Annotated in this window: 19 protein-coding genes; 18 read left to right on the top strand and 1 reads right to left on the bottom strand. The window is 53.9% G+C overall.

Annotation, left to right across the window (positions count from 1 at the left end; all coding sequences use genetic code 11):
• Window positions 1-3: 3 nt before the first annotated feature.
• Window positions 4-660, bottom strand: coding sequence for a hypothetical protein (locus tag EXE48_RS11875; protein WP_137711547.1), 657 nt, complete (start codon window positions 658-660; stop codon window positions 4-6).
• A 91-nt stretch (window positions 661-751) separates the two neighbouring features.
• Here EXE48_RS11875 and EXE48_RS11870 point away from each other — a divergent pair, with 91 nt between their 5' ends.
• The 18 genes from EXE48_RS11870 to EXE48_RS11785 all read left to right on the top strand — a co-directional run bounded on the left by EXE48_RS11870 (window position 752) and on the right by EXE48_RS11785 (window position 17,004).
• Window positions 752-1,738: a DNA N-6-adenine-methyltransferase gene (locus EXE48_RS11870; RefSeq protein ID WP_137711546.1), complete on the top strand. Its 987-nt coding sequence runs from the start codon at window positions 752-754 to the stop codon at window positions 1,736-1,738.
• A 7-nt stretch (window positions 1,739-1,745) separates the two neighbouring features.
• Window positions 1,746-2,741, top strand: a complete 996-nt coding sequence (locus EXE48_RS11865; protein ID WP_137711545.1) for a hypothetical protein — start codon at window positions 1,746-1,748, stop codon at window positions 2,739-2,741.
• Between the two features lie 437 nt (window positions 2,742-3,178).
• Complete coding sequence (locus EXE48_RS11860; protein ID WP_137711544.1) at window positions 3,179-3,838, top strand: hypothetical protein; 660 nt, start codon at window positions 3,179-3,181, stop codon at window positions 3,836-3,838.
• 531 nt (window positions 3,839-4,369) lie between these two features.
• Entirely contained in the window at window positions 4,370-4,834 is a 465-nt protein-coding gene (locus EXE48_RS11855) for a hypothetical protein (RefSeq protein ID WP_137711543.1), read from the top strand.
• A gap of 74 nt (window positions 4,835-4,908) precedes the next feature.
• On the top strand, window positions 4,909-5,265 hold the full coding sequence (locus EXE48_RS11850; protein WP_137711542.1) for a hypothetical protein: 357 nt from the start codon (window positions 4,909-4,911) through the stop codon (window positions 5,263-5,265).
• On the top strand, window positions 5,262-5,633 hold the full coding sequence (locus EXE48_RS11845; RefSeq protein ID WP_137711541.1) for a hypothetical protein: 372 nt from the start codon (window positions 5,262-5,264) through the stop codon (window positions 5,631-5,633). The genes EXE48_RS11850 and EXE48_RS11845 overlap by 4 nt, the downstream gene beginning before the upstream one ends.
• A 66-nt stretch (window positions 5,634-5,699) precedes the next feature.
• The gene (locus tag EXE48_RS11840) at window positions 5,700-6,293 is read left to right on the top strand and encodes a metal-dependent hydrolase (RefSeq protein ID WP_137711540.1); all 594 of its coding nucleotides are present in this window, start codon (window positions 5,700-5,702) and stop codon (window positions 6,291-6,293) included.
• A gap of 364 nt (window positions 6,294-6,657) precedes the next feature.
• A complete protein-coding gene (locus EXE48_RS11835) occupies window positions 6,658-7,869 on the top strand; it encodes a DNA cytosine methyltransferase (RefSeq protein ID WP_158295117.1) in 1,212 nt (403 codons plus the stop codon).
• Window positions 7,870-8,018: 149 nt separating this feature from the next.
• On the top strand, window positions 8,019-8,255 hold the full coding sequence (locus EXE48_RS11830) for a hypothetical protein (RefSeq protein WP_137711538.1): 237 nt from the start codon (window positions 8,019-8,021) through the stop codon (window positions 8,253-8,255).
• 5 nt (window positions 8,256-8,260) lie between these two features.
• Window positions 8,261-9,457 (top strand): hypothetical protein, encoded by a 1,197-nt coding sequence (locus tag EXE48_RS11825; RefSeq protein WP_137711537.1) that lies wholly within the window; start codon window positions 8,261-8,263, stop codon window positions 9,455-9,457.
• 89 nt (window positions 9,458-9,546) lie between these two features.
• A complete protein-coding gene (locus EXE48_RS11820) occupies window positions 9,547-10,767 on the top strand; it encodes a hypothetical protein (RefSeq protein WP_137711536.1) in 1,221 nt (406 codons plus the stop codon).
• Window positions 10,760-11,449 carry a DUF6884 domain-containing protein gene (locus EXE48_RS11815; protein ID WP_137711535.1) on the top strand — a complete coding sequence of 230 codons (690 nt, stop codon included), beginning with the start codon at window positions 10,760-10,762 and terminating at the stop codon, window positions 11,447-11,449. The genes EXE48_RS11820 and EXE48_RS11815 overlap by 8 nt, the downstream gene beginning before the upstream one ends.
• A 233-nt stretch (window positions 11,450-11,682) precedes the next feature.
• Complete coding sequence (locus EXE48_RS11810; protein ID WP_137711534.1) at window positions 11,683-12,342, top strand: hypothetical protein; 660 nt, start codon at window positions 11,683-11,685, stop codon at window positions 12,340-12,342.
• A gap of 72 nt (window positions 12,343-12,414) precedes the next feature.
• The gene (locus EXE48_RS11805) at window positions 12,415-12,738 is read left to right on the top strand and encodes a hypothetical protein (RefSeq protein WP_137711533.1); all 324 of its coding nucleotides are present in this window, start codon (window positions 12,415-12,417) and stop codon (window positions 12,736-12,738) included.
• A gap of 54 nt (window positions 12,739-12,792) precedes the next feature.
• On the top strand, window positions 12,793-13,377 hold the full coding sequence (locus EXE48_RS11800) for a hypothetical protein (RefSeq protein ID WP_137711532.1): 585 nt from the start codon (window positions 12,793-12,795) through the stop codon (window positions 13,375-13,377).
• Between the two features lie 38 nt (window positions 13,378-13,415).
• The gene (locus tag EXE48_RS11795) at window positions 13,416-14,465 is read left to right on the top strand and encodes a hypothetical protein (protein WP_137711531.1); all 1,050 of its coding nucleotides are present in this window, start codon (window positions 13,416-13,418) and stop codon (window positions 14,463-14,465) included.
• Between the two features lie 167 nt (window positions 14,466-14,632).
• Window positions 14,633-15,628, top strand: a complete 996-nt coding sequence (locus EXE48_RS11790) for a hypothetical protein (RefSeq protein ID WP_137711530.1) — start codon at window positions 14,633-14,635, stop codon at window positions 15,626-15,628.
• Window positions 15,629-15,687: 59 nt separating this feature from the next.
• A complete protein-coding gene (locus EXE48_RS11785; RefSeq protein ID WP_137711529.1) occupies window positions 15,688-17,004 on the top strand; it encodes a phosphoadenosine phosphosulfate reductase family protein in 1,317 nt (438 codons plus the stop codon).
• The last annotated feature ends 1 nt before the right edge of the window (window position 17,005 follow it).

The following is a 17,005-nucleotide window of genomic DNA, read 5'->3' as shown; positions in this document are numbered from 1 at the left end:
CGCTCATCTCACTACCTCAACTTCACTGAAGGTGTTTGCTCCTCCCGAATTTTGTCCCACGATACGTTTGTTTTTCACCCCAATATCAAGCCCTTCCGCAGCTCGCTGAACAGTTGTTACCCCCACGCCGTCAGGCAATCGTTCATCAAACGTATCTCCACATCCTTTCTCATACTCTCCAGTGAACACAACCGCATTTTTCCCGTTCGAGTGAACCCACTTTTGAACCTCAACATCAACTCCATCAAGATCGTACAGCAAGTGGTGGTCGTTGGTCACCTCTCCGCGAAATACGACGATAAACTCTCGAGTCGGCTCTACCAACTCAGGCCGTGAAATTGAGCCGTTGTAATCATTGTGGTGAGCAATCACAGACAGCTCAACACGAGAGATCTGATCGAGATAATTCGGAGACGTGACCTCAGGAGTTACATTCCATAGAATTACATGCGAGTCCAAATGGTGTCCACGGAGTTTCGCAAGCTCATCAGATTTTCGCGTTCCAATCAAAGGGTACTCACAAATTCGGTCAATTTTTGAGTCCGCATTTTTCTTCAGATCAGAGCCATCGCTAAGTGACTGGTACTGCTTAATGAAGTGCTTTCCAGCACGGACTTCCCACGGCACCTGATTGCTGTCACTGACACCGAGTGTCAACATAGCCTATAATTGCTCTTGCTCGTATTTAATACACCACCCCTGAAGCAGTTTTTATCGGCGATATGCGTGAGCATTTCCTGTTCATCAAACCATGTCAAACACTACAAAAATAGCCGGGGCTGCCGGCAAACCCGACTCTGAGGCAACCCAGCGAGACACCGATACTGATTCCGACTCCCGTGGCACTCCAGAAGAAATTATGAGCGTTCTCATTGGAGCGCTTGGTAGGCTATTTGACCTTGACCCCTGTTCTGGAGCTGAAAACACCGAAATTGCAAAGCGTGTTTTTACCGAGTCGGACAACGGTCTTTCAAAACCGTGGTATGGCCGGATCTGGCTGAATCCTCCATATTCTGACATCGACCCATGGTTTGACAAGGCTGTGTCGGAAGTGAATTCCGGCCGCGCTGAGTTCGTTCTCGCACTCATACCGTCCTACGGACTCTCCGCGGACTGGTTTCACGACCACGCAAGCGATGCATCAATTCTCGCCCCGATTGATGGCCGACTAAATTTCACCAACACCGACGGCGCGGCCCCGTTCGCCTCGCTGTTCATGGCGTTCGGCACTTTACCAGAATCCCTCCGGCTAGCCCTTAGTGAATTAGGAACGGTATATCGAGTAGAAGCAGATAGTGGTAATGACCTCAGGCAGCAGTCGTATCTCTTCGAGATCGGCAATACACAAGAACAATCAGATTCTCAGTCGGGAGTTGTCCTCTCCACAGAAACGGATGTCGCGACGATCGCAACGGCGGCAGCGGGTGACACTTTCCGACTCTCTATCGACACCGACATGCTGGGAACTCCTGAAGATGTCCAGTCAGATCCCGTCGTCACCCTCCAGACGACTCGCACTCGTAACGATCATATTGAACATCTCCTACTTGACGAGTCCACCGAAACGTGGTACATGATACGCATCGGCTCTCCAGATGGGAACGGTACTGTATTCGGCGGTGGTAGCAGTTCTACTGATTCGTTCGTTTCTGCCGCAGCACAGGTCGGCGGCCAAGGCTGGACACCTATCTCCCTCCGGCAAATCTCTATTCCGCCCTCGAAGATTGACTCGGTGTGAAATCCCTATGACACAGCCCACTCTGTCTGATTTTGAGCCAGACCGCTGCTCCACCAGCTCATCCCCTCCTCCTGAAGAAATTCAAGAAGCAACAGACCAGATCACGAATCCTGCTCGGCCAACACACGATGAAATCAGTAGTGTCCGAAAAGCTCTAATTTCTTCTCTCCCCGGCTTCGATGAACTCTCCCATGCCCCAGAACCGGACACACCGCTCACCGTCTATCAGGAATTCATTAGCGCAAGTCCGGGAATAGAAATCAAAGGCCCAAAAGATACTCCACATCGAATCTGTGACGTGACCCTTGAACGAGCCCCGTTCCCCGAGTTGTGGATCCAGACCAAGATAGGCGATAAGGTCCATATCTACTGTACAGATCAAGTGGAGACTTCTCCTGATTCGGTTTATCACCCCAATATATCGCCTTACTTGTCACCCCGTACCCTTTCGATAGAATTTCTTGGGGCCGGTAGTAGAAGCTTCGCGCTCACTAACACAAGAACATCATTCTGTATAGGGGCCCGCCTTGCCATTCTCACAGCGTGTGCGACGGCAAATTACCGAGAACAGTATACAGAGCCAGAATTCGACCGCCGAAGTGAGATGCTTTTAGCTGCCGTCTACGGATGGGAAATGCTAGAGCATAGCCGTCAGAACGGAAATACTGAACCTTCAGTCTCGTCCCAGTTCAAAGCGCACTCCACCACTAACGGGCCACCAGTGCTAGATAATGTAGACGAGGGTGTCGTTACGTGTCTTGAATCCAGCCTCGAGGCAAACCCGGAGATTGAGTACCAGCCACGGACAAAAGAAGCAACCCGCTCTCTTCCGAAGGCTATCGATCCGAACCACCCCGAGTTCACACCCGTTTCCGACGAGTACACAATCAAAACGGACTCCGAAGATCGCATTTCTGCTGTTCAGTACAAACATCCTCTCACGGGCAATGTCTCAACTGTCGTCGACCTCAACCAGTATGAGCAATTCCAGAAATCCAACTAAGCGCTATCTTATTTATACGAGTGTATGAGTGATGTCCAATCCTGCCAGCCGAAGTGAGACGCATACAGTGGGACCGCTTGAGGCACTGTATTATGACGATGGCGACCTCACGCTCCAAGAACGATCAGGCTCAACCAGTGGCGCGCACAGTACTGGATTCGTTCTTGCCCCCAAACAGATCTCAAAATTCCAGACACGAGCACGACTAGTTGTTTCAGCATCGGACCCAATCAGCTACAGGGTAGGTGAAAACTGCGTAGGAGACCGCCTTTTCGTTCGGTTCACTGGGCCTGACAGTCCCGCAGATGAAAGATATGCCATCGCGGACAGCACAGACCAAGTTCTCCTTTCAGAATCTCATCTCGTTCAATTGCTCGGTGTCCTCAAGAAACTCTCATGATTCCCCGCATTTTTTCTCCAGTGATAGGTGAAGCGCTATGGTTAGAGTAGACACGATCCCGCAGCAGATTAAGACGCTCGCAACACACCACCATTTCACGAATGAAGGGACTCTCCCAGACATCCCAGAGTACCTGTTGGGTGCCACCGCAACAGAGAAAGTCTACGTGATTGCGCGGATAACTGAGGAATACGGCATCTCCGATTCCTACATTACGGAGATGATTCACCCGGGCCCGTACGCTAAGATCATCTCTCAGATGTTCAAAGACGCAGTCCATGAAGCAATCATGATCGAGGCCGACGAACACTCCGGTGAATTCCACACCCGGACCTACCCCGACGACTTGGGATCCATCGATACCTACCTCAGCATCCAGACGAATATTGATGAACTCGTCGAGGGGCTTTCAGAGACCGCCCAGTTCTATTACGAAACAGAGGATGTTGAAAAGTCGGTGGCCATAAACGATTCACTCGACAACCATCGAGAGTACATCTTTGGGGACCTCACAGTCGTCGACCAAATGTATTTGATCGAGGAGACAGCCAACCAGTACGAAATCAAATCGGTCCAAGAATCGGGCCAATTCCCCGCAATGGTCAACGGTCGCTGGGAAGACGTTATCCAGCATGGAATGCTCTGGAGTCACCTTGCTGCTGTAATCGAAGCAAAAGTCAACTTCGAGCAGTCCTAACTAATTTCTATATGTCCAACTCTCCAGCTTCAAGAAGCACATCGCCATCTGGCGATGAACAGCCTACAAAGGAGCAGGTTTCGAATGAATACACTGGACAGATCGTCTCTACCTTTGCCCACCTACAGAGCGCAGACAAACCGCTCACCGCAAGAGAGCTCATCAATCAGATAGACGCACCGTCCTCAACGATCACTACAGCATTGACTAAGCTCGTTCGAGCGGGATACGTAGGCCGGTCGCAGCGGCCTGCTGAGGAAGGCCCTACCGACAAGACACCTACTGAATACGCCGTCAGGAACTCCATCTCACCGATCGCCGAAGCCGAGCAGGTCCACTGTCCACAGTCGGTCCTGTCGAATCCAACTGACCTAGATGTATACGCCCTAATTTCCGACTCTCCTGCCGTCCCGAGAGACTCTCGTGACGTTTCCCACGAGCTTGATATCTCTCGAAGACAGGCATCCGCCTCGCTAAAGCGCCTACGGGATTGTGGATTCCTTGAGCGCCGCGAACGGGTTGTCCTGAGTGGTGCTAACTCCAAAGAGTACTACCTTCAGGGAGAAGACCCATGTCGATCTCCAGTGTTTCAGGAGCAGCCGCATTTTTGACCCTGAGAGGGGTGAGATGTGTTCTGACCCAGTGACACAGGCAAAAGCGCTTCCACCGGGGCTCCACCGCCGTGATATCGGTTCCCCCACAGACATGGACAAAATGGCCTTTCAGAACGCTCTGAAGGCTGCTGATGCGCTCCTCTTTGATATCGAAGACAAAGAGGAAGTTATTGACCACGTTCCAGAGGGTGTAATGCTACTCGCAGACTCGCAACACACCCGGAATCGGCACGAGTGGGAATACCTGAGTGGACCCGATACTGAAGGGGTTGATCCCGGAAAGGTGATGACCCAGCTCGGAACACACCTCACGCACGATACTGCCATTCTCGATATTCGACGTCGGAAGCCGGATTCGTTCGCTACGCTCCTTGGCGCTTAATCAGCGTCCGCAGGCGACAAACAGCTCCTCAGGCGCAGAGAGCAACAGCACCACACCCCACCCCGAGATCATACATGAATCCATTCGAAGAAACTCTACGAGAAGCAACGACCGTTAAAAAAATGCCCAACACCCAGTTCAGCAGCGAGGCGTTCCTCTTCAAGGACTACGTCATGGCTGACCCCGAGATGTGGGCGTACGCCCCTGAAGGCGAGGTCGACGTCGAGGAGATAGCTCGTCGAAAGATGATCAACCTCTTCTCGCTGTGGTTAGGCCATGTCCCAGAGATTGAGGTCTCGACGAACATCAACAGCGATTACGGGGACATGATCATCTGTAACGTAGAAGTGTCCATGCCTGAAGAGGAAGAGCGGCAAAAGAACCTCGCTCGTCTCGTCGCTAGTACTTGGGAGGAACGGATCCGCCGATGAGCGAAGCCACAACCATCGCTGATTACGATACTCCAGACGAACCGACGCTTGAACTAGAGCAGGCAGTCGAAGTCATCAGAGATGGCGTCTCGACTGATTACGGCGACCGGATCACCCCGAAGTCCAACCTCATCCGGTTAGCTAACGAGGTCTTCGGCCATCTCGACACATCGCCGGTCATGGACCCCCGGCTTGAGTTCACCATCTGGCGCTATCAGCACGATGCGGAGATCGTTGCGGAGACCATCGACCTTGCCGTCGAGGACGCACAGGCCGATGGAGACGACCGTCTCATGCGTGCTGATGAACTCACAGAGCTACTGAAGATAGCCGGGTACAGGCGCCTCCACGAGGAAGAGCCGTACTGACAGGTGAACCGGCCACGGCACAGCAACTCAAACAACTCTCCACAGACACGCTACGAGTCCATACATATGTACCGATCAGGTCACGTCGGCATCTCTCTCCTACTGTACGCCCCAGTACTCATCGTAACGGGGGTGTTTGTTGAAGCGCTCTTTCCCCTCGCCATTTTGGGGTCCTTCCTACTTGTCGATCCGCTTCTGGTGGTAGTGCTTCTAACAAAATTCACCTACAGCAAGGTTCTATTCCACCTCTCCCAGCTCAGTATTTCACTCAGCACGATTCAAGACGCAGATCGGCACATTCCGGGCGTTGAGCACCGAGGGCTAACACACACTATCTGGTTTGCGGCCGGAATGGGCATTGTTACGGGTATCTTTGGCACCCTTCTTGTTGTCATGGTCGGAGCTCCAGTGTTCCCTGAAGAAGGACTTGGAATCCTCGGCGCAGCCGTACTCTGTCTCTATATTGGTCTTCACGCCGGTCTTTCTCACCTCCTTGCCGATGTTCTGACCCCGGCAGGGATTCAACCCCTCTCTCCATGGTCAGAGCGGCACTTCACACTGAACGCGATCAGAGCAGACAACACAATCGCCAATCTCGGCACCTTCTTCGTCGGGATATTCACTACCTTCTTTGCGGTCATTACCGGGATTCTTCTCTGAGAAATTTTCCACCTTGTCGACGACGACGACCGCATTTGTTCTTGCCAATCAGTGAGCGATTCTTATGTCCAACGCCTGCCTATTCCCGAAGACTACGATCAAAGAGAGTCGACAACCGCAGGACCACCCACAGCTTGAGGACGGTGGCATATGGGTCCAGTGTACTCAATGCGATACCTACAAGCGTCACGACAGACGCCGCGCAGGCCAGCGACGAATTGTGTTCTGCCAAGAATGCGGCTCAAACACAGATCACGTCCCGAATAAGCCCTCGTACGCGATTTGAACCTCTGTCCTCACCATCGTCATGTGCCCTAACTTCAGCTCACAGTCATACCGCCCACGGGCCCCGACATTTGCTGATATGTTCGCAGGAGGGGGAGGCCTCAGCTACGGATTCCATCTTCAGGGCTTCAATATCGTAGCCGCGTGGGAAACCGACCCCGCTGCTCGGTACACCTACCACGTCCACCACTGTGAGCGCAATCAGACAGTCCTCTACGGCGATGTCACAGACGTCGACGAGACTAAACTCCCGTCAGACCTTGATGTTCTTGGAGGGGGTCCGCCTTGCCAGTCGCTTTCGACCTCACAAGGGGTAGCCGACCCAGATGACCCTCGACACCAACTACCGTTCTCGATGGTTGAGTGGGCTGATGTAGTGGATCCACGCGTTGTCCTCATCGAAAACGTGACCGGCCTCACTAATCGCCATGGCGACATCCACAGCTCACTACTAACCAAACTAAAGCGGGCCGGTAGTGGGTATCAAGTCAACAGTATCACTCTCAACGCCGCCGATTACGGCGTTCCCCAGTGTCGAGATCGCGTATTCATCATTGCCATCCGTACCGATCTCCCTACACCAGATAAGTGGAAGCCTGACCAGACAGCTCACAAAACATCGGTCCAAACACTCACCGGAGACAAACTCGACGCATATGCCACGGCCAGCGAGGCACTTGAGTCTCTCCCCGAACCCATTCCTTCTCAGTCTCCTTCAGACGACCCAGTACACACCTCTATCGAAGAGTACCAACCAGCGGTCGGGAAAGAAGGCCGTCACCGAATCGACCCACATAGCGTGCCAGAAACGGTTTCTCGCGAAGGGTCAGATGAGGTTGTACCTCCAAACCACGTAGCGATCAATCACAGCGGCTCTGTCCGTCAGGCAAAGGCAGAGCTCGAACTAGGGGCATCTATTAGTGAAACCGATCGGCGACTTCACCCCGACCAGCCCGCACCTACGCTTACGGTCTCACAAGGTTCTCCGCCCTTCCACTATCGTGGGAAGTCCCCCCAGTTCCCCTCACGCAGTGTAGAACACGTCCGGAGGTTGACGCCACGGGAAGCGGCGCGACTCCAAACCTTTGACGACAACTACGTATTTGCCGGCACGAAGACCGAGCAGTACCGTATAATCGCAAACGCTGTCCCGCCACTCCTCGCCGCGCATGTTGCCAACCATATCAGGAAGAATATCCTCAACCACCAGTTCCTCGAAGAGAAAGAGAATTCAGAAGCTGACTCGCAAGCAGAAACTACGGCAACCTCGCGAGAATCAGCTGCTGACTGACGTTAGCACATTCTACTAACTCCACACTCGCCCCACTTCCGCGCTTAAGCATCTGACAGCAGTTTTTATCGCCAGATGGGTGGCCGTTCCCAGTCACGACCGTCGCAGAGAGTCTCTCTGCGTCTGTGATTGAATTCCAATTTAACAGCATGTCCGCACAAAGCCACACAGAAGATACTAACGAACCTGAAGAGTTCATCGGCGCGAGAGTCGACGTCACCCTCACCGTGGGGGCTCTGCTGTATGACGACGACACAGCAGAGGAAGCCGTTCACCGAGAACTCTCTGAAAAACTCACTGAACGCCGAGCGATGGCACTGCTAGAGGACGCTACCGTGACTAACGTCGAATGTCCTGAGATCAAGCAGGACTCAGAAACTAATTAACACACATGAGCGAATCTGAATCAGCACCCCAGAGGGTCAACGCTACTCTCGATCAGTTCACTAGCCCCAAGCAAAACGCTGAACCTAAACCCTCCTCTGAACAGCAAGAAGACCAGCTGTTCAATCTCGACAACGTCGATAGCCCGGCGCTAGAAGCCTTAGTCGATGAACTATCGACTGATGAACTTGAAACAGTCGTAAACGACCTCGGCGGATCGCACAAGCACCTACTGGCATTCATCGAGGAGGCAACCGCTGACGACGAGCTAGCATCTAATATCGAGTCTGTCATGCAGTTCCGTGCTGAGCGACCATCTCTTGTCAAGGCTGCCGGCGACTATATCGAGGAGGCCCTCGGTATGCGACCGTTCGATCTGACCCTGACCGAGCCGGATAACGACTTCCAAGATCCGATGGTCTGTCTTGACGTCGACGACGACGTCGTCTTGACCAACAATCCCGACATCAATACGGAGCTACTGAACCATGCTACCCGAATAAAAGGCGTTACTAAGAGCGGACAAGAAAGCCTATTCGGGCGTTGGGCAGATGCGATCGGAGCCGATCAAGTTGTCGAATTCAAGCAGGGTCGACATCCTGACGCGCTCGGCTTCGCAATTCCGGGACAGATCCCAGCGACGGGGGATGAACCCGGCAACACGCCGATTACGGAAATCCCGTATATCGGCCCAGCAACCGCAGAGGACATCCACCCTTCGGGCGACTTACTCGCAATCGATGACCTCGATTCGCTCACGAAAAAGCAACGGGCATGGATCGACTTTAGGGTTGACAACAAGGACTACGACAGCCGTCTCGCCCGAGGCATTGTCCGAGGCCTGATCACTCACGCAGAAGAGGACGCTCCAGATCTTATCGGAGCAGCTCTAAACATGAAAGACCGCCGTGAGTCAGACGGTCAATTTGATTGGGTCAATCCTGCTAACACGTTTGGTATATCGCATGGAAACGATGTCCTCGAGGAATTCAACACAGACCCCACGATTTCCACCTCTCAAGACAGCAATAAGATCACCTCAACGTCCAGTGCTGGTGAGTCCATCTACAAGCAAGAGTACTGGCAGATGCTCACCAGCGCGTCAGAAGCTAGTGACACCGAGGTCCAACATGGAGAGGACACGCCAGCATTCATTGAGTTACCCGGAAACCGCTATCTAGTTGCCGCACAGATATCGAACTAACCCGTTTTCGTAGTCTCCCGCATTTGTCCTTCGCGGATTAGCGCCTGTTAATTCCAATTATGTCTCAAAACAGCACCTCCCATAGCCAGATGAGCCTCGGCGATGTATCGTTCGAAAAGCACGCCGCCGAACTACCTCCGCAGCACCGTGTTACCACCCAGCTTGAGTCTCCAAGTGACTTCTACGACTGTTCCCCGGGCGATACCATCTGGCTCGATGGTGATGAGTACGTTATTCTCGAATTTGGTACGTCTTTACTCGCCCCGACACCAGTCACTGTTGCCAACCCGAACGGAGAGACGAAGGTATTCCGGGTCGGACGTGTTGACTCTGACTCTGTAGGCTTCTGCTCGCAAGACAAGTTGGATACACTCAACGACGGCGAGACACCCAAGCGTAGTGATTTAGCATGTGATTTTGACCGTGCGTACCTCCTCGAAACGGGACGCCACGATCGTATCCACAACTGGACACCTACTGCTTGCGACCGTGCCTGTCCGGACTGTGGCAAAGACAACGGAGAACCGATCCAAATCGAAAAGCAGGCCGGTCACTCCGTCGAACTACGGAAGTGTAGTGATTGTAACGGTGCCTACCGGTACACTACACCACTCACTAGTTCGGAGTCTGCCACAGTGTTGACGTACACCAAAGATGGCGAAATGGACACTGTGGACATCTCTGGGACATTCCGAGTCGTTGAGCAGGACTCGTTTAAATTCCCAACCGACACAAACAACGGTCGCGACGACGGTGTCCGAACCGCAAAAGAGGTCGCAGAGTTCGTAAACAAAAAGATTCTCTCCCCTCCGTTCCACTCACTCCTCACCGACGATCCTGACTTAGACGCGATCAGGGAGCAACTACACGACTCCCTCGACCCTGACGTCGACCCGAATGTCCTCTCTCCGTACACAGATGATCTCCCGCCCAAGCCCGATGTGTACTCAACTTTCAACTCAGAAAGTGGAGTGATTCCAGATAGTCAGGGCACTGCCCGATTCATTCACGCTGTTGTTAGCCATATCACGCAGTTCACTCCCGGAGAAGTCCTCCAACTTCTCGGAGAGGAAGATGTATTTGGGACGGTAGGCCACCATCCAGATGGCAAGCGGGTAAGCCGAATGACCACGTATGACATTCCAGATGTCAACCGCCGCTCGCCGCTGATCCTCTGGCGAGACGGCAAGTATGACATCAAAATGCGTATCGGATTCTTCAAACTCACAAGGGAACAGCCAGACTACAAGTTCCCAATAAGTCGTAGCGGCTCTATGGACCATTTCTCGCTTCTTCAGGAACATGAGTAGTCCGTATACCGAGCGTCGTGACGGCACTTTCGTCGTAATCGGGTGTGGATCAGCAAAGAGAAACCCGAACGATGACAGCGACCTCGCAGATGCCGTCTGGACCCCCGAAGGGCATGATGTCGAAGTGCCCTATTGGCGAGCTCAAGACCTGTACACCAGTTCCTACTTCAGGCTCAAACGCGACTACGCAGAGCGGATGACAGATTGGACTGATAGAGATGAAGACAAAGCGTGGGCCATCCTCTCAGCTGAATATGGGCTCGTCTTACCCGATCAGCCAATCCCCTACTACGATACAAACGCCAAGGACCTCCCTGACCAGCCCCCATCTAATGATGCACCAGATACCCGCCCCGATGGTAATCCAATCAAAAACAGAGCAGACGAGTGGGCATACAATGTCGCTCAAAACCTCGAAGCGTGGACCCAGTTATTCGCGAAGAATTCTGAGAGTGAATCTCGCTGCCAGCGACTTCTTATTCTTGCGGGCAAGACCCACTACACTGGCCCGTTAAGAAAGCGCGGGGCCTTTAACGGGCTCGCGAATATCTCACGTACAAGCCCCGGACTTGCCGTAGAACCAGAGTTCCCTTTCAACGAAATCGACGCCGCTGGGATTGGGGAGCAAATGGGGTGGCTGTCAGAAACCAACAAACGGCTCACCGAAGTAGCGCAGTCTTGAACCACAGTGAACCACCTTCCGAACAGATCGAAGCAACCCAACTATCCATGAACTGTACACCGTGTGAAGCGTCATTCGACCTTCCAACTTCACCACTTAGCTTCGATCGCCACCGAACCCAGTTTGGCAATATAAAATACTCTTGTCGAGAGTGCTCTCAAGTCGCCCCTAGCATCGCAGCTATCGAACATGCCCCCAACTGTAGTGTTAAGCCAGATGCTACTGGTCTATTCTTGGACGACGTCACCGCAGATCAGATTGGAGCTCCACTTTCGGACAACACTCTCGAACTAGTAAATGATGTACTCTATCGCGTCTCTACCCGGAACTCGCCGGAATCCTCTCGATACGATCTTGACGGAGCTCAAAAATCAGTTGCCGAACACGCTGGGGTCAACTGGACCGCAACTGGGAGTACAGCACGCTTCACAGCATCTCTAGGAAAGACCAACCAATACGGCTCATTTCACCTCCCGGACCAACGCCCACTTGTACTCAAGGTTGACCCAAATATCAGGTTCAGCACCGACTTCACCCCGATCAGCGGGAACTTTGACGAGTTACGAGTGTGGGAAATTGCGAGCCAAGAAGGTGACCAAGATCTATTTGCGAATGTTATCGCGGCAGCGCCCGACGGATCGTGGGCTCTTGTAAATCAGTGTCTTCCGATTGATGTCCGGGTCAACGACTCCCACCACAGCCACCGTGATTACATCTATGACGAAGACCGAGAATACATTGACCCTCTGAGAGCCGAGCTCAAAAAACGAAGGTGGACACAGCCAGACTGGAAAAACGGAAACGTCGGGCTATCTCCGCATGGCCACCCAGTACTCCTCGACTCTGGTACGGGACTCGAGCATGAAAACCACTCTATTGAGCAGCCTCTCTGAAAACTCAATAACAGGGATAGCGCTGTTATAGGGTCTCTTCCGCATTTGTTTCTCCCGATAGGTGCTATGTCTGTGTTCAACAAGGAAGATGTTCCAGACGTTCCCGACGAGGAATTTGAAAAGTATCAGCCCGGAGAAGCCCCTCCAGAGAGTGTAGAGTATGCCCGACTGATCTATGTCCCGCAGGTCTGGTCCAACGACCGACCAATTTCAAGCGACGACGTGACCGTCTTCGATGTCCCACTGAGTGAAGTGAAGATGCCTGATGGCACCCTGCCGACAACGCACTCAGAGCAGTTAGATGGCGCTGTTCAGGAGGCGTCGACACCGGACAATGTCACTGCCCATCTTCAGACTAAACAGCCCTTCGAGGTTAGGGTCAAAGGTCTCTACTGACAGCGACCACGCCGGCATCGGCATCAAGACCACTCACCTACTGCCCACTCATTAATGTCCACCCGAATCCCCCTAGACATCGACTCTGAAGAAGAAGCAAAGCAACTCAACCGAGACATTCCACACCTTCTTGGGGACAAGTTGTACCAGCGCAACCCCGACCGCTACGCAAACGTTGATGTCCCTGATGTTCTCTCTTCCAATCCTGCGCTCTCAAACGCGCCAAAATCCGACACCAGCTTCGGCGCGATCACCGCCTTCCGAGATGGTGGCCCATTTGCGTCGGTCACTATCTGGGAAGGCGACGAGGACAGCGAGTACAATGTTAGCTACGGCGGCATGGCCGCGTGGGACAAATATGGCACTATCAACAACCTGCGCACCTACTTCCTCGCGTTCGACACGCTACTCTCGAAGCTAGATGTCCTCTACGACGAGTACACCGTCACCTGCCCGTGCGGATTCGAAAAGACGGTCGGCAGCTCGTTCGTCGAAGTACGAGAAGCATTCAATGAACACAATGATGACCACGGCGATCGCGTCAGTAATACCGCTCTCATGGGCCGAGAGGTCACCGGGGAGAACAAACCGAATACGTCGCCTGAACCAGCGCAGGTCGGCACCCGTTCGGAATCTTAGCTCTCCGCGTTTTTCCACGACGGATAGGTGTCCTTTCCATGAACGAAGAAGTCAAACAACGAAACCGGATCGCCAAGCGGGCCAGTGTCGACATCTATCTTTCTGGGGGCAACGGTCGGATGTATTGGCCGCACCGACTCCAACCCGTCCACGACTCAACACCGTCCGTTCGGCGAAAATCCTGTAAATATATTATTGATTCCGGGTTTAAGTCAGAGTCAGATGCTGACAGCGACAAATCCGATTCAGAATCAGAAGGCCTTGCTAACAGACAGCTCGACGACTTCGGCCCAGAGGCTGACAGGGAAGACGTCTCCACAGAGGAGGCCAAAGAAACGCTCCATGACGAGGAAGTGAACCAAGCCCTCATCGACCGGGCTCACGAGCGGCAGCCCGACTACATCATCCCAAACGATTCCATCCACCTCTCTAACTCTCTTGACCCGGCAGATCCGGGCCACCGGGAAGCAATCGAAAACACGGCTGAGATCGTCGACCACTTCCTCGATCTCATCGATGAACATCGGTTCCCAGCAACAGTAATCATCCCACTTCAGCCGCCTCACGACCTTCACTACGCGTACCTCCATGAACACTATCCTGAACAAGCCAACAGAGGGCACTTCGCACTCGGTGGAATGAAAGACTTCCCACCGGATGACCAACTCGACTGTGTTCGTGCCTTCCGCCGTATCGCCGGCTACGACGCGTACGTTCACGGCTTCGGCATGGGGGCATCTCGTGAAGTGATACTGGCCCTTCGAGATGAACCAGAACTTCTCGACTCTGTCGACTTCTCAACTGTTCAGCAGCACGCAAACAACGCGAAGTTCGCCGGCCCATCCAGAAAGCCAGTCCACGTCGGTCGATCGATGGGTGCTGAGTCAGCGACCACAACCGGCTCCATGCTCGCTGCCGAACTCACGGACATCTGTCGGATGCTTTCTCCAAGTCTAACGAGTGAAGACGATATTGAGCCCTCTTGGGACAAGCTCCCGTTCAAAGGCCCAGAAGAGGACAACTCTCCTACTGAAGACAGAACCCCCAACGACGACCAGTCTGGACTCACAACTTTCAACACTACCTAGACAGGTCCACTGTATCTCTCGGTGAAGCAGACACACCACGGCCCAATATCGCCGTGTGCGCTCCGTGAGCAGTTTTGTTGGTTCTGATGCCCAACTGGACATCCTTGCGAGCAAAACGCCTCTAGCTCTGCGGAGGGAAGTCACTCTCTGTTTGTTTTCACAGAACAGTGAGTGCCCACGTCATCGATACGATTCAGATTATGAATTCCCTCACTCCACACGTCATTAACGACGACGAGCGGTTTACGATAGCCTCGTATGCTCCAATCAACGCGTTTGTTCCAACCGAAGAGAACACCCAGTATGTCTCTGATCACACCGGAAATTACTGGCCCTTCCGCAGTCTCGACTTCCAGTACGCCCGTGACAACCTGACAGCCGCCGAGCGGACGAGTAACCGAACTGTCTCCCTCCGACTCGTCGATAACCGCGCGCCGCATGAGACTTTTCCGCAGCCACTCTGGGAGACTGCACGCGAAATATTCGCCGATCAGGTTCTCCCCAACTGGCACGTCACCAGTCGCTCCGACATGGCCTGTCCCTCATTCATCTACGAGAACCACGACCCGACGGAAGATGCCGATATCCTCACGCCAGCTCCACAGCCCCACGGGATGACCCTCGGGACCGTCAGCGAATCCCTCACCAGCCCGAACCTGAACAGGAGCGACCCCCTCGGCAGCACGCCCCACGTGAGCGACATTGCTGTCCGAGACCTCTCCCGGAACTACGGAGAAGGAGGCGACCTCCTCGAGACGGTCGAACTCGCCATCGATTCGACGACAGGTGATGTCAATATCCACCTCCATAAGCCGGTCATCAACAGCGAGCTCGTCTCAGTCATCCGTGAGTACCCCAGCGTGGTCGGGTCTGTTTCTATCCCACCGTCTGCGACTGACTACATCGACGTCCCTGAGGCCGAGACCAGTTCCTTCCTGAGCGGCGCCGGCTCACGCGACCTCTCGAACACGCCGTGCCCTTATGTCCGGATCGCTGCCGAGCTCAGTCTCCTCACCAGCTCCTTCATCGATGACGAGAAACTCCCAATCGCCCTCGAGGCGTCCGTCATCCCGCGCGTCGACACCGACATCTCGGTCGATGTCCCCACTGTCTCCCCGGCAGAACACAGCAGTCAGGAAACCCTCGACTCTCTCCTCTCCTGACCGGCTCACAAAGCCACTAGACCATTTGTTTGTGATTAATACTTGACTCCCCATACCCCATGTCCAACAACTCCCCCATCCCATCGTCATTCGGCTGTCCGTGTGGCAAGTCCCCCGGTGACTGCTCTAAACAGAGCTACCCCAACGCAAACACCACCGAATCAGCCCCAGCAGGCCCAGCAGGTCCGCAATCCAACACGCCGACGCCGACAACTAGCGGCCCATCACTACCTGACTCGGATGCAGGCCCACAGAAGAAGTCGTTCGGCTCTCTCGAAGCCCAACTCCCCGAGACGGACCCTGCCGACGAGATCCTCGAAAACGCCCGTGCCATCGATCATGACCACGCCTTCGCCCTCGTCTCCGGTGGTCACGACAGCCTCACCGCTGCTCACTACACCTACATGGAGTCTGCTGTCGATCTTAACGGATACCTTCACCTCGATACCGGAATCGGCGTACCAGAAACCGAGGATTTCGTCGAGAAACGAGCTGATGATCTCGGTATCCCACTCTACATTGCTGGCGAACGACGCCATGAAGATGAATATAGCCAGCGCGTCGAAGTCTATGGATTCCCGGGGTCGAACAAAACTTCGCATAAATATGAGTGGATTTGTAACAAAGATAGGCCTCTCCAGAACTTCCTCCAGCAGTTCGACGGTGACGTGCTGCTGATTTCGGGGGCGACCCGTGAGGAGTCAGACGCCCGGTGGGAGAACGTGAACGCCAACGGGATTGAGAAGAAGAACGGCCACTACTACGCCGCCCCACTCGCCAGTTGGACGCCGTCCGAGGTTCGCGCCTACCGGCGAGACAACGGTCTCCCGATGAACCCCGTCTCAGAAATTCTGGAGCACTCGGGTGACTGCATGTGTGGTGCGTATGCAGATCGACGCGAGTTAGGGTGGCTACACGCCGAATATCCACATATGTTCGCCTACATCCAGTCACTTGAGGCTCGCGTTATCGACGCCGCCCGCAACGGAGATCTCAAAGACGAGAAGTACGAGCGGTTCGTCCTCTGGGCACACGGTGACATCTCCGATCGCGAACTCGATCAAAAGCACAGCAACAAGCAGATGACGCTCTGCCGGGCGTGTGAGGATGTCGAAGAAGCGAACCTCTCTGTGGGCACGGATGACCCGATCACACTCACGGAGGCCGCACTCCAACTTGACGACGACGAACTTCCTGACTCGCCAACGTTGTTCCGGGACGCATTCGATGTGACTCAAGCGATACCCGATGACAACGACAGTCCCATCGAAACTCTGCGCCGGGGATACGAGGCACTCGATGAAGTGGCCACCCGGCTCGGCTATGACGATCACAAAGAAATGATACGGGAAAAAGCATCCAACTCCGAACCGTAAG

Origin of the sequence: Halorubrum sp. ASP1 (assembly GCF_005435135.1) — an archaeon.
Lineage (GTDB): Archaea > Halobacteriota > Halobacteria > Halobacteriales > Haloferacaceae > Halorubrum > Halorubrum tropicale.
This window is presented reverse-complemented; position numbering and strand designations above follow the sequence as displayed.